This is a genomic window from Pseudoalteromonas haloplanktis ATCC 14393, from assembly GCF_000238355.1.
Classification (GTDB): Bacteria; Pseudomonadota; Gammaproteobacteria; order Enterobacterales; family Alteromonadaceae; genus Pseudoalteromonas; species Pseudoalteromonas haloplanktis.
In genome coordinates this window covers 199,642-214,033 of the sequence record NZ_AHCA01000008.1, presented here as the reverse complement: position 1 = coordinate 214,033, position 14,392 = coordinate 199,642, and the positions used below count along the sequence as shown (strand labels likewise).

Genomic DNA, 14,392 nt, shown 5'->3' with positions numbered 1-14,392 from the left:
GATTTGAGTAGATACGTGTTTAGTTATTTTCTACTAAAGCTATGTATATTTGCGTTGTTGGATCAACTTGCAAACAGGTGATCAGGTTTTCTTTAATCAGTTCTAGCATGGCGATGAAACTAACAACAACACCACTGCGTCCTTCTTCTAAGGTAAAAAGCTCACTAAAAACTAATTGTGTACCCGCGCTAGAGAGTTTGGCTAAAATAAGGCTCATACGCTCTCTAGTTGACAACGCTTCTGCGGTTATTTGATGGTGTTCAAAGGTTTTTGCCCGTGCCATTACATCACTAAGAGCAAATAATAAGTCTTTTAAATCAACATCAGGTAACAATTGCGCTTGCTCATCCTGCTCTGGTACCAGCGCCTGTGCAATAAATATATCACGACCAACACGGGGAATATCGTCAAGGTTTTCTGCGGCCAGCTTAAATTGTTCATACTCTTGTAAGCGGCGTATTAACTCGGCCCGAGGGTCCTCTTCTTCTTCAAGCTCTTCATGCTTGGGAAGCAGTAAACGTGATTTAATTTGCGCCAATAAGGCAGCCATCACTAAATATTCTCCAGCCAGCTCTAACTGAAACTCACTCATCATTTCCACATAATGAACATATTGCTCGGTAATGCTAAAAATAGACAGCTCTAAAATGTCAAGCTTATGTTTTTTAATTAAATAAAGTAATAGATCAAGTGGGCCTTCGAAGGTTTCTAAAATAACTTCCAGCGCATCAGGTGGGATATATAGATCTTCAGGTGTATCGATGACTTCCTTACCATGCAAAAAAGCCAGCGGCAGCTTTTGCTGCGCCAGCTCTTGGGTTTGAGCTACCTGTTTAGTTTGGTGCTCACTCATGGTTTAATACAATTATTCAAATGGGGTGGTATCGCCACAGCCTACGCGAAGCACTTCAACAGTATCTTCAGATAAATCAATAACTGTGGTTGCTTGCTCAGCTAAATAGCCACCATGGATAATTAAATCCACCAACGGGCCTATGCGATCGCGAATTTCATCGGGATCCGATTCAGTGAACTGCTCACCCGGTAAAATTAATGAACACGACATCAGTGGCTCGCCTAATTCCGCTAACAAGGCGCACGTGATTGGGTGCTCAATAACACGAATACCAATGGTCTTTTTCTTGTCGTTTAATAATCGCTTGGGTACTTCTTTAGTGCCTTTGAATATAAAGGTATATGGCCCTGGTGTATTGTTTTTAATTAATCTAAACAATTGATTATCTACTCGTGCATACGTCGATAACTCAGATAAATCACGACATACCAAAGTAAAGTTATGGTGTTTTTCAATGCCACGAATACGTTCTATGCGCTCTTTCGCTTGCTTGTTTCCTAAATTACAACCAATCGCATAGCCAGAATCCGTTGGGTATACCACCACGCCGCCTTGTTTAATAATATCCACCGCTTGTTTGATCAATCGTGGTTGCGGATTATCCGGATGAATATGAAAAAAATCACTCATGTGTGTCTCCTGTCTGCCCTTCCCAAGTTTGCCAAACACCTCGGCAATCTTTTGGCAGGTATAAGTTTTTTCCTAATTCTAGCCAACTAGTAGGAAAATGAAAATCAGATCCTTGCGAACACAACAAATCGTATTCGCGGCTCAATTCGCCTAAAAACTGGCGTTCACTCGGCGCTTGTTGTGGCTGTGCAACTTCCATTGCATCCCCTCCCGCCGCTTTAAATTGACTTAATAATTTACGCAGCCATTTATTCGACATTTGATAACGGCCAGGGTGAGCAATAACGGCAACGCCGCCTGCAGCATGGATAGCGGCAATTGCGGTTTGCATATCACACCAATCACTTGGCACATAGCCTGTTTTTGCCCGTCCAAGGTATTTTTTAAATACCCCAGGAATTGTCGTAGCCACACCGCGAGCAATGAGTGCCCGAGCATAATGAGCACGCGTTATTTGTGCATCTTGTGCAAGTTCTTGCGCTTGCTGATAAATGCCATCAAAGCCGTTTTTCTCTAAGCGACGACCTATTTCTATTGCTCTGTCTGCGCGTTTTTGTTGTTGTATAGTTAATAAATCAGCCAAGGTTGGCTCATCAATATCTACGTTCAGTGCTACTATATGGATCTCAAAACTTTCCCACTTAGTGGAGATCTCCACTCCGTTGATCAGTTTAAGCGGCAATGCTTGGCTTTGGATATAAGCATGAGCAGGTTTGATTGCTGCAGTAGTGTCATGATCGGTGATCGCAAACACATCGATGTTTTTTTCAACTGCACGCAATAATAACTGCTCAACACTCAGTTGCCCGTCCGAATGTGTGGTGTGGCTATGTAAATCGTATTTTATCAAAAGAGAAGACTGCTCATATTAAATGTGCGAAAGTTGTTATTAAGTATAACAAAATTTTTTAATAAATTGTTTTAAATAAATACTTGACACTAACGCCGTTGATACGGTTTACTGTAGCCACTTAAGACACATAAAGAACAAAAACAATGATCAATTCAATCCAAAACACTATTTGGTGGTGGCACTCTTAAATTAAGGGTGGCGAATTGTCGTGTCTAACACATTCAAAACCCGCTTATGGCGGGTTTTTTTATATTTAAATTTTAGGGTAACAAACATGAATAACGTAGCAACTCTTACACATCATTGGTGGTGGCGCCTGGTATAGCGGGACGGTAATGGTCTATCTAAAACATAGGTATCGTTATTCAAACCCCGCACAGCATCGCTTGCGGGGTTTATTTTTTGAGGGAATGAGGTTTGATTTTTAGTCATATAACAACAACACCAGGTGAAGTTACCAGCATCACCGAAGTGCGAGAATATATCCACAGCCCACTAGCATTATATGGGCTACTTGATAAAGACAATTCACTGCTTTTAGAGTCAGCTGAAATAGACTCTAAAGACAGTGTTAAAAGTTTGATTTTGGTCGATTGTGCCCTGAAAATTATCTGTACGGGTAAAACCGTCACAGTAACGGCGCAGTCTAACAATGGCTTACAGTTGCTGCCCTACTTACAAACTAAACTCGACAATTGCCATACGCAATTAGACGGTTTAACCCTAAGTATTGAATACCAAGGTACTGACAGCAACATTGACGAAGCATCAAAACTCATTGCCGATAATGCCTTTAGTGCACTGCGTTGTTGTATTAATAATATTAGCAGTACCACCGAAAACCCGTTTTCGCTATTTTTAGGCGGGGTTTTTGCTTATGACATGGTGGCTAATTTTGAGCAGTTAAGCGAGGTGCCTGATGGTGAAAACAGTTGCCCTGATTATGTATTCTACTTAGCTGAAACTTTAGTCGTGATTGATCATCAAGCCAAAACGACCGAATTAATTGGCAATGTATTTAATGGTCCAGATGTACATGCAAACTGTTTTGAAGTAGGTAAAAAGCTCGAACGTTTAAATGCATTATGTGATGAGGCGGATAGCTTTACAGCAAACCAAAGCACAGGCAGCAGCGAAGTAACTGTGGATATTAGTGATGAAGACTATTGTCAGCAAGTTAATACCTTGAAAAAACATATTGTTGACGGTGATATTTTTCAGGTCGTGCCATCACGGACATTTTCTTTAGCGTGTGCAAACCCACTTCATGCGTACAGCCAACTTAAAAAACAAAATCCAAGCCCGTATATGTTTTATATGCGTGATAGCGAGTTTGCATTATTTGGTGCATCGCCTGAATCAGCGTTAAAGTTTTGCGCTGATTCGCAGCAAGTTGAAGTCTATCCAATTGCAGGCACCCGCCCTCGTGGTAAATTTGCTAATGGTCAGATCAATCCTGATTTAGACAGCCGAATTGAACTTGAATTGCGTAACGATCAAAAAGAGCGTGCAGAACATTTAATGCTGGTTGATCTAGCCCGTAACGACGTTGCTCGTATTAGCGTACCCGGTACTCGTCACGCTAAAGAGTTATTAAAAGTAGACCGTTATTCACAAGTAATGCATTTAGTATCACGTGTTGTTGGCACATTAAAGCCAGAACTGGATGCCCTGCACGCTTATCAAGCCTGTATGAATATGGGCACATTAGTCGGTGCCCCCAAAGTCAGTGCCGCAGAGTTGGTACGTCAAACCGAAGGTAAACGCCGTGGCAGTTACGGTGGCGCTGTTGGTTATTTAACCGGTGATGGCGCAATGGATAGCTGTATTGTTATTCGCTCAGCCTTTGTTAAAAATAACATCGCTTATGTACAAGCCGGTGCCGGAGTTGTGTATGACTCAGATCCACAATCTGAAGCAAACGAAACCCGCGCTAAAGCACAAGCGGTGATCACAGCCATTCAATCGACGTATCAAGGACACTAAAATGAGCGTAACTAATACTAAGCTAACGGACGTTAAAATTTACTTTTTAGATAATTTTGATTCATTTAGTTATAACTTAGTCGATGAACTTTCTATGTTAGGCAGCGATTTAGTGGTATATCGTAACAACATAGATGCACAGGTTATTTTTGACAAAATGTGTGGTGAAACTAAGCCGGTCATTTTAGTACTTTCACCAGGTCCTGGCACACCCTCTGCGGCAGGCTGTTTAATGGCCTTGATTGAATTATGTAAAGGCCGCTTCCCAATGCTGGGAATTTGCCTTGGTCAGCAAGCGTTAACACAAAGCTACGGCGGAATTATCGGTCATGCGGGTGAGACAGTTCATGGTAAGTCATCCATTATTGAATTGGGTGATCATCCAGTATTTGCTGGCATGGGCGAACGTATGCCAGTGGCACGTTATCACTCTTTAATGGCCACTAAAGTGCCTGACAGTGTTAGCGTGATTGCCCATTATGAAGCGATCCCGATGGCGATTTATCACCACGATGATAAAGCGCTTGGGTATCAATTTCATCCTGAGTCTATTTTGACGCCAAATGGCGCCGCGCTACTTCAACAAAGTATGCAATTTTTAGCCAATGCACAGCAGTAGAGGACAGTATGCCAGTAAACCAACAATCAGCCAGTGAGGCGAGCATTGGCTCAATGATTGATGTGTTATTAACGCAAACATCATTAAGCTTTAGTCAAAGCCAACAATTATTCGATGCCATTATGCAAGGTAACGTTAATGATATCGAACTTGCCGCCATTTTAGTCGCATTAAAAATAAAAGGCGAAGTGAGCGATGAGATCGCCGGCGCTGCGGCATCAATGCGTGCCAATGCCGTGCCTTTTGTTACCAACTTAACACAACTTGTCGATAGTTGTGGCACCGGAGGCGATGGGTCTAACACCATAAATATAAGCACCACTGCAGCCATCGTTGCCGCAGCATGCGGTATTAATATGGTCAAACATGGTAACCGCAGTGTATCGAGTAATTCTGGTTCTGCCGATTTACTCAAAGCACTGGGTATCAATATCGATATGACCCCAGAACACGCCACACACTGTTTAGAGCAAACGGGGTTTACCTTTTTATTTGCACCGCACTACCACAGTGGTGTCCGTCATGCGATGGGAGTACGTACCACCTTAAAAACACGTACTATTTTTAACATATTAGGACCACTGGCCAATCCAGCGGCACCAGATGTGCAACTGCTGGGTGTTTACGATGAAAGCTTATGCCTACCAATGGCAGAAACATTAAAAACATTAGGTACAAAGCGCGCAATGGTGGTACATGGCTCAGGCACTGATGAAATAGCCCTGCACGGCTTAACCACAGTTGCAGAGCTTAATAACGGGGAGATCCGTCATTATACAATCAGCCCAGCAGATTTTGGTCTTGCAAACTATTCACTTGAACAACTTGCCGGTGAAGGGCCAGAATATAACGCAAATGCAAGTCGCGCTATTTTAGCGGGTACGGGCACTGACGCACATAATGCTGCAATTATCGTTAACGTAGCCGCATTACTTTATTTAACCAATAAAGCTGATGATTTAAAAAGTGCCGCCACGCAAGTTAAAGAGGTTTTACAAAGTGGCCGTGCATTAAATACTTTAAATGCCATTGTCACTAGTAGTAACAAAGAACAAGCTAACACCGAGGTAAGTAATGGCTAATGTATTAGACAAAATAGTCGCTGATAAAAAAGTAGAACTCGTTGAGCGTAAAGCCAAACGCCCGCTTGAGAGCTTTAAACATCAAGCAGTACCGACAAATCGTGATTTTTATCAAGCCCTTGCAGCACCTGGTACACAATTTATTTTAGAGTGTAAAAAAGCCTCACCGTCAAAGGGGCTTATTCGTGAGCCGTTTGATTTAGCTGAGATCACCGGCGTATATAAAAACTACGCTAGTTGCATTAGTGTATTAACCGACGAAAAATACTTCCAAGGCAGCTTTGATTATCTTGAGTTTGTTCGTAGCCAAGTTGAGCAGCCATTGATCTGTAAAGATTTCTTTATTGATGAATACCAAATTTATATGGCACGTATTTATGGTGGCGATGCCATTTTATTAATGCTGTCGGTACTTGATGACAGCCAATACCAATCGCTTGCGAACGTTGCTAAAAGCTTAAATATGGCCATTCTAACCGAAGTAAGTAATGAGCAAGAAGTACACCGTGCTCTGGCCCTTGATGCTCAGATCATTGGTATTAATAACCGTGACTTACGTGACTTAAGTACTAACTTAGCCACTACTGAGAAGCTTCGTAAGCTTATTCCTGATGATAAAGTAGTTATTTCAGAATCAGGTATTTATACCCATCAAGATGTAAAACGCTTAGCTCCTTTGTGTAACGGCTTTTTAATTGGCAGCTCGCTAATGGCCGAACGTGATTTAGAGCGCGCCTGCCGTAGTGTTATTTTGGGCGAGAACAAGGTCTGTGGATTAACTCGTAGTCAAGACGCTATTGCCGCTTATGAAAGTGGTGCTGTGTTCGGCGGTTTAATATTCGCCCCAAAATCGCCACGTTATGTTGATCTTGATTGTGCTTTACAAATCACCCAAAGCGCCCCACTTGCTTATGTCGGTGTATTTGTAAATGAGAGCATTGCTAATGTCGCAGAGCATGCAACAAGCTTAAAGCTAGCTGCGGTACAATTACACGGTCAAGAAGACGAAACTTATATAAACCAACTACGGCCGTTATTACCAAACAACTGTCAAATTTGGAAAGCACAAGCAATTAAAGACAGCTTGCCAGAGCCTATGAGTGGTATTGATCGTCATTTATACGACACCTACAGCGACACCCAAGCAGGCGGCACAGGTAAAACCTTTGATTGGGCCATTCTCAAAGAAGCGAAGCAACCATTTATGCTCGCCGGTGGCTTAAACGCAGACAATATTCAAGGTGCATTATACCAAGGCGCGCATGGACTTGACCTAAATTCTGGGGTTGAGCAAAGCGCCGGTAAAAAATGCCCAAACAAATTAAATGATGCATTTATTAGCATCCGTAAATATTGAGGTTACTATGAATAATCCAGCTTATTTCGGCGAATTTGGCGGCATGTTTGTCCCAGAATTGCTCGTACCAGCACTAAAACAACTAGAAAACGAATTTAATAAGTCGCAAACAGATCCTGCTTTTCAAGCTGAGTTTGAAAAGTTACTTAATGAATATGCTGGCCGCCCTACGCCACTGACATTAACCCGTAATTTGATTAAAAACCCAAAAGTAAAATTATACTTAAAGCGTGAAGATTTACTGCACGGCGGCGCTCATAAAACAAACCAAGTGTTAGGCCAAGCTTTGTTAACCAAACGTATGGGTAAGAAAGAAGTTATCGCTGAAACTGGCGCAGGCCAACACGGTGTAGCAACCGCACTTGCATGTGCACTACTTGGCTTGAAATGTCGTATTTACATGGGGGCTAAAGATGTCGAACGTCAGCAGCCAAATGTGTTCAGAATGAAATTAATGGGGGCGACTGTTATCCCTGTTACCGCAGGCTCAGGCACACTTAAAGATGCCGTAAATGAAGCACTACGTGATTGGTCTGCAAATTATAAAGAAGCACATTATCTACTCGGTACAGCAGCAGGTCCGCACCCTTTCCCAACCATGGTACGTGAGTTCCAAAAAATGATTGGTGAAGAAGCCAAACAACAAGTATTAAAAGCTGAAGGTCGCCTACCTGATGCGGTACTTGCCTGTGTGGGTGGTGGCTCCAATGCCATTGGTATGTTTACTGACTTTATTGACGAGCCAAGTGTGAAGCTCATTGGTGTAGAGCCTGCTGGTAAAGGCCTTGATACCCATGAGCATGGTGCAACCATCTGTAAGGGCACAAAAGGTATCTTACACGGTACTTATACGTACATTATGCAAAATGATGATGGCCAAATAGAAGAGTCATACTCTGTTTCAGCGGGTCTTGATTACCCTGCTGTAGGTCCGCAGCATGCCTTTTTACATGAAACAGGCCGCGCACAGTATGTTGGTATTACTGACACTGAAGCACTCGAAGCTTTCCAGTTATTAGCTAAAAACGAAGGTATTATACCTGCGCTTGAATCAAGCCATGCCCTTGCCTACGCCTTAAAATATGCTGAGCAGCAAACTGAAGACACCATCTTAGTGGTGAACTTAAGTGGTCGTGGTGACAAAGATTTAGCCCACGTGATGGATGTACTTTCTAAGGAGGAGCAGTTATGAGCCAAGCAACTACTCAAAAAACAGACCGCTACGGTAAAATGTTTGCCAGTTTGAGCGAGCAAAACCAAGGCTCATTTGTACCCTTTGTGACAATTGGTGATCCAAATAAAGAATTGAGCGTTGAGATCATTAAAAGCTTAATAGATGGCGGTGCTGACGCATTAGAACTCGGCATTCCATTTTCAGATCCAATCGCTGATGGTCCCGTTATTCAAGCGGCTAATATTCGCGCTCTAGATGTCAATATTAATACCCAAGATTGCTTTGATATTATTAAGCAAGTACGTGAATATAACGCCGATATTCCAATTGGTTTACTACTGTATTCAAACTTAGTGTTTAAACGTGGCCTAGAGACGTTTTACAAAGATGCAAAAGCGGTTGGTGTTGATTCTATTTTAGTCGCTGACGTGCCGCTGCATGAATCAAAAATGTTTCGTCAAGCGGCTATGAATAACGGCATCGACCCTATTTTCATCGCCACACCAAACGCCCCTGATGACACCTTACGTGAATGTGCCTCTTACGGCCGCGGTTACACCTATTTACTTTCACGAGCTGGCGTTACTGGCACTGAAACTAAAGCACAGATGCCGGCATCTTCAATTGTTACTAAATTAAAAGAGTACCACAGCGCACCTGCGTTACTGGGCTTTGGTATTTCGACTCCAGAAGATGTAAAAGCCGCGCTCAATGCGGGCGCTGCGGGTGCCATCTCAGGCTCTGCTGTGGTTAAAATCATTGAAACTCATCTGGAAAACCCACAAGCAATGTTGAATGGTTTAAAAGAATTTGTAGCCGCAATGAAGGCAGCTACAGCTCTCTAAGCACAACTAAAGGGCGCTCAATGCGCCCTTTTCAGCTAATGTGCTTGGTGTTTACCTTCAATAATTTCTTCTATGAATTTACGATTAAAAGCAGCTAGATCCGCAGGGCTTCTGCTCGTAACTAAACCTCTATCAACACTCACTTCTTTGTCGACCCACGTAGCACCAGCATTAACCAAATCAGTTTTAATACTTGGGAAAGAGGTTACTGTGCGGTCTCGCAATTTATTAATTTCTGCTAATAACCATGGTCCATGGCAAATCGCTGCGACGGGTTTGTTTTTATCGGCTCCAAAAAAGCCATCAACAAATGCTTTTGCATCTTTGTCAATCCGCAAACTATCCGGGTTAAATAAACCGCCAGGTAAGAGCAATGCATCATAATCATCACTACTGGCCTCACTGGCGAGTTTATCCACGGCCACTTTATCGCCCCATACATCTTCATCCCAACCAGTAATTTCACCTTCTTTGATTGAAATAACCTCAACAGTTGCGCCTGCGTCTAATAAAGCATCTCGCGGTGAAAACAGCTCACTTTGCTCAAAGCCGTCAGTTGCTAAAATTGCTATTTTTTTGCCTTTTAGTTGGCTACCAGTTTGTAATGTAGACATGATATCTCCTTATTTAATTAAGCTTAAGGATATAAAAGCAGACACCATGCCAAATATAAGATGTTGAAATTAAAGGGGGTATAGCTAGGAAATGACAAGCACTCTGTAATTGAGTAACAAAGTGCGAAGATTCTACATTATAAGGCGTCTTTCAATGCTTTCGCTGCTTTAAACACTGGCTTATTGGCTCCTTCTATTTCAATTGCTGCGCCTGTTTGTGGGTTGCGTCCTGTGCGCGCCGGGTAATAACTCAAGGCAAATGTGCCAAAACCATTTATTTGTACTTGATCGCCTTCAGAAAGTGACTTGGTGATCACAGCTAACATGCTTGATAAAGCTGCTTGGGAATCTTTCTTGGTTAATTCACTGCGCGCCGACATGGTACTGATAAGCTCTGATTTATTCATAAAAATGCTCCTAAAAACCCCACTTATTCGATAACTGTTCAGTGGATTTTGGTAATGATTGAATACAAAGGCACGCAGGCTAAGGGTTAGTAAGCACTAAGTCAACCTTGTAAACAACACAATAAGTTGATACAACCTGTGCAATTATTTTTTGTTCTCACATTTTGAGCTATCTATGCATGCATTAATCGAGTTTATTCCGCTAGTATTATTTTTTGCGGTCTTTAAGTTAGTTGATATTTATTGGGCAACAGCGCTATTGATGGGCACCACGCTTATTCAAGTTGCCTATTCTTATTTTAAAAAAGGAAAAGTACCAGCGCGTCAGTGGTTATTTTTTGCCATCGCCGTCATTTTAGGCACGCTCACACTCGTTTTTCATGATGAGCAGTTTGTGAAATGGAAGGCCACAATTATTTATGCGGTGTTGTCTGTAACTTTATTGAGCAGCCGCTACTTGATGGGCAAGAACCTCGTCAAGCAAGCACTGAGTTCAGTGTTAAATAATGCCTTTGAAGCAGAGCAAGCCATTAGCGTACCTGAACCACTGTGGGACAAACTCAACTTACTATGGGTTGCCATTACAGCCGCTATTGCAGCACTCAATATTTATATTGCTTATAGTTTCTCTCTTGATTTTTGGGTTAACTTTAAAGTGTTTGGACTGATGGCTATTACCTTTGTCAGTATTTTTGTCAGTATCATCATGCTCTATAAATATTTACCTGATGAAGACCAGCCTAAAACCGACGATAGCAAACTTACATAATGTCATAAATCTGTCGTCTTAGCTTGATAGGCTATTAAACAAAATCATGCTGAGACGACCTTGAACGCCAATCAATACCGCTGGTTTGAATTTACCCTGATATTTGTTTGCCTGCCCTTACTGGGTTTTTATCTTCGCGCTCACCTTGCTAATTGGTTGATCCCCGCACTTATTGTACTGATGAGTGTTTGTGGCATGCTACTACTTAGCGATCCCCACTTTAAACGCTTTAGGCTCACCAGCTTTGGTGAATTTTCTGCGGTCAAACGCCGACTATTTAGCTTCTTTTTTATAGGCGCGCTCTTCTCAGGGGTATTTTACGGCATCATCAATCAAGGTAATTGGTTTTTGCTACCGCGTAATTCATTCCACGATTGGCTGCTGCTTCTGCTTTTGTATCCGTTATTATCTGTAGTGCCTCAAGAATTAATATTTCGCACCTATTTTTTTCATCGCTATAAACGCATCATGCCAAAAAAAAGCCTACGCATCGTGATCAGCGCCACAGTGTTTGCATTAGCGCATATTGTTTACGCTAACTGGGTAGCAGTACTGCTAGCGTTTATTGGTGGCTTATTGTTTTCATTTACCTACGCACAAAGCCGTTCTACTTTTGTATGTGTAATTGAACACAGCTTATGGGGGTTATGGATGTTTACCTTAGGCATTGGGCAGTACTTAGATTCGTCGAACGTCGCCTAGATAAATGAAAAGCCGTGCTAAATACTACACAGGTAAACTTAGCACGGCTTTATTATGGGAAGCTCAATAAAGCGTGATTAAAAGCCGAAGATACTCATCGCAAAAAACTTAGTTGCAACGGTATTTACAAATATCAGCAGTAAAATCACAGGAATGAAGGTTGAGAGTGATAAATTCACATATTTTTCAGTAAAACTTCCCGTATAACCCGGACAACCTTGGCTGAGCTCTTCACTTAATCGCACTTTTTTCCAGCGATACATTACAAATAAACACACCATTAAACCATTCAGCGGTAATATCGTGTCGTAAAAAACATCGTAAACAATATCAAACAAACTTTTTGAACCGCTGCCATAATGAGTGAATGACGTTAAGCCCTCGACCATACCAAATGACATGGTACATAGTATCGTCAACAGGCCAATGCTGCCGGTTAAAATTAACAAAGCCATTTTACGGCTGATGCCTTTGCGGTCGCTGAGCGTGGCTGTTGGTACTTCAACAATCGAGACTAACGACGTGATAGCAGCAAAAAAGACTAATAAGAAAAATATAAATGCTACAATTGATGCGCCTATGTAGCCGATATCAGCCTGTAACGCGAGTAAGATTTTCGGCAAAAATTCAAAAATCATCGACACGGAAGAATCTGATAATTTACTTGGATCAGTCTCTGGATTGAAACTAAAAATAGCTGGCAGCACCATAAGACCTGCGATAAATGCCACCAATGAATCTGTTAGGGCGACCATTTTAGCACTGCCCACGATGTCATCTTTTTTCGAGATATAAGATGCGTATGTCATCAAAATCCCCATACCGAGTGATAATGAGAAAAACGCTTGTGCAAGTGCACCGTTTAATACACTGGCATTCATTTTAGTAAAGTCAGGAATAATATAATACTTCACACCCGCTATCGCATTATCCAGTGTTAACACATAAACCACTAACGCAATTAACAACACAAACAACGCAGGCATTAAAAACTTCGCGGCTTTTTCAATACCTTGCTTAACACCGCCGACTAAAATTAAGTTAACGATAATCGCCACTGCAGCCATATAGCCAAATACGCTAGAGCTATTAATAAATACCCCAAAGCTACTCGGATCGGCTAGTACATCTAAGTTACCAACGGCGACTTGGCTTAAATAACCAAAAATCCATACTGTTATGACCATGTAAAACACAGCAATCATAAAAGGCGTTAGTACCGCTAAAAAACCTGCAAAACTCCATTTACTATCATTTCCTGATAATAATTTATATGAACCAAGAGGATCTTTTTGCGCTTGGCGACCCATCGCCATTTCAGCCATCATTACGGGTAAGCAAATAAACACGACAAATAATGCATAAACGAGTAAAAATGCACCGCCGCCATTTTTTGTAGCCGAAACAGGAAACCCAACCAAGTTACCAATACCGACCGCTGAACCTGCAGCCGCTAATATGAATCCTAGGCGGGAGCTAAAATGCTCACGTGTATCGCTCATTTAAAAAACCTTATTATTATTTTGTATCATTCAAGCGACTCTACCAGTGTTACAGTAAGCTTTTCAAGCAGATTCAGTTTAAAAATAGTTTAGTGCTGTAAACCCGCTTATTGATTGACCACACGGCGAAAACTAATCGTAATTTACTCGCCAATTAAATCTGCTGTGCTAGTATCAGGACAATTTCATACTATTAATATTAGAGAATACGCCATGTTGTATATGATTTACTCAACTGATGTTGAAAATAGTTTAGAACACAGAAAAGCGGCGCGCCCGGCTCATTTAGCACGCTTACAGGAATTAGATGAACAAGGACGATTATTTACCGCTGGCCCGTTACCAGCAATTGATAGCGCTGACCCCGCTGAAGCTGGTTTTACCGGTTCTTTAGTGATTGCTGAATTTGATTCATTAGAAGCGGCACGAGAGTGGGCTGCAGCAGATCCTTATGTCAGCGGCGGCGTTTATGATAATTCAGTCGTTAAACCGTTTAAACAAGTATTCCCTAGTTAAGAAAACCAGCAATCACAAGAGTTTAAATATTTATTCGATCAAGATGTTAATTCAATTGATATAATCACTTTGCATTTAAAGCACAATAATTCAGTGTTTGTTCACGGGTTGTTGAATAAGATCCGTTGTATTGAATCATAGAATTTAGTGGTTTTACTTGAATTTTAGCTACTTGGTTCATTAAACTATCCAGATCTGGTTTAGGAGTTTCCCATCATGCGTACAGTGTTAGCTTTGAGCATCGCCATTCTTGTGTTAGCTTCGAGTGTTTTTTCGACGAATAGCCAAGCTGCATCTCAAGTTAATAAAACTGAGATAAATAAAAAGCAAGCTGTGGAGCTTGCTAAAAAAGTCGAAGATGGTAAAACTCTTAAAATTACCGTACTTAACGATATCTATACCGTAAGAATATTAAAATCGGACGGCCATGTCGTCGACGTGCATGTCAATAAAAAAACCGGCGAAGTGAAAAAGGATTAA

Annotated in this window: 16 protein-coding genes; 10 read left to right on the top strand and 6 right to left on the bottom strand. The window is 41.6% G+C overall.

Going from position 1 to position 14,392, the window contains the following annotated elements; translation table 11 throughout:
• Positions 1–19: 19 nt before the first annotated feature.
• Genes PHAL_RS0115635 through rnm form a run of 3 tightly spaced genes read right to left on the bottom strand, consistent with a single transcriptional unit; the run spans position 20 to position 2,336 of the window.
• Positions 20–853 (bottom strand): segregation and condensation protein A, encoded by an 834-nt coding sequence (locus PHAL_RS0115635; RefSeq protein WP_029216191.1) that lies wholly within the window; start codon positions 851–853, stop codon positions 20–22.
• Positions 854–865: 12 nt separating this feature from the next.
• The gene (locus PHAL_RS0115630; protein ID WP_016709365.1) at positions 866–1,486 is read right to left on the bottom strand and encodes an L-threonylcarbamoyladenylate synthase; all 621 of its coding nucleotides are present in this window, start codon (positions 1,484–1,486) and stop codon (positions 866–868) included.
• Positions 1,479–2,336, bottom strand: a complete 858-nt coding sequence (gene rnm, locus PHAL_RS0115625) for an RNase RNM (RefSeq protein WP_016709364.1) — start codon at positions 2,334–2,336, stop codon at positions 1,479–1,481. The genes PHAL_RS0115630 and rnm overlap by 8 nt, the downstream gene beginning before the upstream one ends.
• A 420-nt stretch (positions 2,337–2,756) precedes the next feature.
• On the opposite strand from rnm, the gene PHAL_RS0115620 reads away from it, so the two are divergent.
• Genes PHAL_RS0115620 through trpA form a run of 6 tightly spaced genes read left to right on the top strand, consistent with a single transcriptional unit; the run spans position 2,757 to position 9,402 of the window.
• Entirely contained in the window at positions 2,757–4,325 is a 1,569-nt protein-coding gene (locus PHAL_RS0115620) for an anthranilate synthase component 1 (protein ID WP_016709363.1), read from the top strand.
• Position 4,326: 1 nt separating this feature from the next.
• On the top strand, positions 4,327–4,944 hold the full coding sequence (locus tag PHAL_RS0115615; protein WP_016709362.1) for an aminodeoxychorismate/anthranilate synthase component II: 618 nt from the start codon (positions 4,327–4,329) through the stop codon (positions 4,942–4,944).
• A 53-nt stretch (positions 4,945–4,997) separates the two neighbouring features.
• The gene (gene trpD / locus PHAL_RS23135; protein WP_138973963.1) at positions 4,998–6,026 is read left to right on the top strand and encodes an anthranilate phosphoribosyltransferase; all 1,029 of its coding nucleotides are present in this window, start codon (positions 4,998–5,000) and stop codon (positions 6,024–6,026) included.
• Entirely contained in the window at positions 6,019–7,383 is a 1,365-nt protein-coding gene (gene trpCF / locus PHAL_RS0115605) for a bifunctional indole-3-glycerol-phosphate synthase TrpC/phosphoribosylanthranilate isomerase TrpF (protein ID WP_016709360.1), read from the top strand. Before trpD ends, trpCF begins: the two co-directional genes overlap by 8 nt.
• A 7-nt stretch (positions 7,384–7,390) precedes the next feature.
• On the top strand, positions 7,391–8,575 hold the full coding sequence (gene trpB, locus PHAL_RS0115600) for a tryptophan synthase subunit beta (RefSeq protein WP_029216190.1): 1,185 nt from the start codon (positions 7,391–7,393) through the stop codon (positions 8,573–8,575).
• Complete coding sequence (trpA, locus tag PHAL_RS0115595; protein WP_016709358.1) at positions 8,572–9,402, top strand: tryptophan synthase subunit alpha; 831 nt, start codon at positions 8,572–8,574, stop codon at positions 9,400–9,402. The genes trpB and trpA overlap by 4 nt, the downstream gene beginning before the upstream one ends.
• Positions 9,403–9,437: 35 nt before the next feature.
• Here the strand turns inward: trpA and PHAL_RS0115590 are convergent, their stop codons facing one another.
• Positions 9,438–10,016 carry a type 1 glutamine amidotransferase domain-containing protein gene (locus PHAL_RS0115590; protein ID WP_016709357.1) on the bottom strand — a complete coding sequence of 193 codons (579 nt, stop codon included), beginning with the start codon at positions 10,014–10,016 and terminating at the stop codon, positions 9,438–9,440.
• A 137-nt stretch (positions 10,017–10,153) separates the two neighbouring features.
• Entirely contained in the window at positions 10,154–10,423 is a 270-nt protein-coding gene (locus PHAL_RS0115585) for an HU family DNA-binding protein (protein WP_016709356.1), read from the bottom strand.
• A gap of 175 nt (positions 10,424–10,598) precedes the next feature.
• Between PHAL_RS0115585 and PHAL_RS0115580 the strand changes: the two genes are divergently transcribed.
• Complete coding sequence (locus PHAL_RS0115580) at positions 10,599–11,192, top strand: inner membrane-spanning protein YciB (RefSeq protein ID WP_016709355.1); 594 nt, start codon at positions 10,599–10,601, stop codon at positions 11,190–11,192.
• 60 nt (positions 11,193–11,252) lie between these two features.
• Positions 11,253–11,894 (top strand): CPBP family intramembrane glutamic endopeptidase, encoded by a 642-nt coding sequence (locus tag PHAL_RS0115575; RefSeq protein ID WP_016709354.1) that lies wholly within the window; start codon positions 11,253–11,255, stop codon positions 11,892–11,894.
• Between the two features lie 77 nt (positions 11,895–11,971).
• Here PHAL_RS0115575 and PHAL_RS0115570 read toward each other — a convergent pair whose 3' ends face one another.
• Complete coding sequence (locus PHAL_RS0115570) at positions 11,972–13,396, bottom strand: sodium-dependent transporter (protein WP_016709353.1); 1,425 nt, start codon at positions 13,394–13,396, stop codon at positions 11,972–11,974.
• Between the two features lie 213 nt (positions 13,397–13,609).
• Here PHAL_RS0115570 and PHAL_RS0115565 point away from each other — a divergent pair, with 213 nt between their 5' ends.
• The gene (locus PHAL_RS0115565) at positions 13,610–13,912 is read left to right on the top strand and encodes a YciI family protein (RefSeq protein ID WP_016709352.1); all 303 of its coding nucleotides are present in this window, start codon (positions 13,610–13,612) and stop codon (positions 13,910–13,912) included.
• 216 nt (positions 13,913–14,128) lie between these two features.
• Entirely contained in the window at positions 14,129–14,392 is a 264-nt protein-coding gene (locus tag PHAL_RS0115560; protein WP_016709351.1) for a PepSY domain-containing protein, read from the top strand.

Excerpts from the sequence above, each read along its gene's own strand:
- PHAL_RS0115635 (WP_029216191.1), bottom strand. The coding sequence starts at position 853 with ATGAGTGAGCACCAAACTAAACAGGTAGCTCAAACCCAAGAGCTGGCG.
- PHAL_RS0115630 (WP_016709365.1), bottom strand. The coding sequence starts at position 1,486 with ATGAGTGATTTTTTTCATATTCATCCGGATAATCCGCAACCACGATTG.
- PHAL_RS0115615 (WP_016709362.1), top strand. The coding sequence starts at position 4,327 with ATGAGCGTAACTAATACTAAGCTAACGGACGTTAAAATTTACTTTTTA.
- trpD (WP_138973963.1), top strand. The coding sequence starts at position 4,998 with ATGATTGATGTGTTATTAACGCAAACATCATTAAGCTTTAGTCAAAGC.
- trpCF (WP_016709360.1), top strand. The coding sequence starts at position 6,019 with ATGGCTAATGTATTAGACAAAATAGTCGCTGATAAAAAAGTAGAACTC.
- trpB (WP_029216190.1), top strand. The coding sequence starts at position 7,391 with ATGAATAATCCAGCTTATTTCGGCGAATTTGGCGGCATGTTTGTCCCA.
- trpA (WP_016709358.1), top strand. The coding sequence starts at position 8,572 with ATGAGCCAAGCAACTACTCAAAAAACAGACCGCTACGGTAAAATGTTT.
- PHAL_RS0115590 (WP_016709357.1), bottom strand. The coding sequence starts at position 10,016 with ATGTCTACATTACAAACTGGTAGCCAACTAAAAGGCAAAAAAATAGCA.
- PHAL_RS0115585 (WP_016709356.1), bottom strand. The coding sequence starts at position 10,423 with ATGAATAAATCAGAGCTTATCAGTACCATGTCGGCGCGCAGTGAATTA.
- PHAL_RS0115580 (WP_016709355.1), top strand. The coding sequence starts at position 10,599 with ATGCATGCATTAATCGAGTTTATTCCGCTAGTATTATTTTTTGCGGTC.
- PHAL_RS0115570 (WP_016709353.1), bottom strand. The coding sequence starts at position 13,396 with ATGAGCGATACACGTGAGCATTTTAGCTCCCGCCTAGGATTCATATTA.
- PHAL_RS0115565 (WP_016709352.1), top strand. The coding sequence starts at position 13,610 with ATGTTGTATATGATTTACTCAACTGATGTTGAAAATAGTTTAGAACAC.
- PHAL_RS0115560 (WP_016709351.1), top strand. The coding sequence starts at position 14,129 with ATGCGTACAGTGTTAGCTTTGAGCATCGCCATTCTTGTGTTAGCTTCG.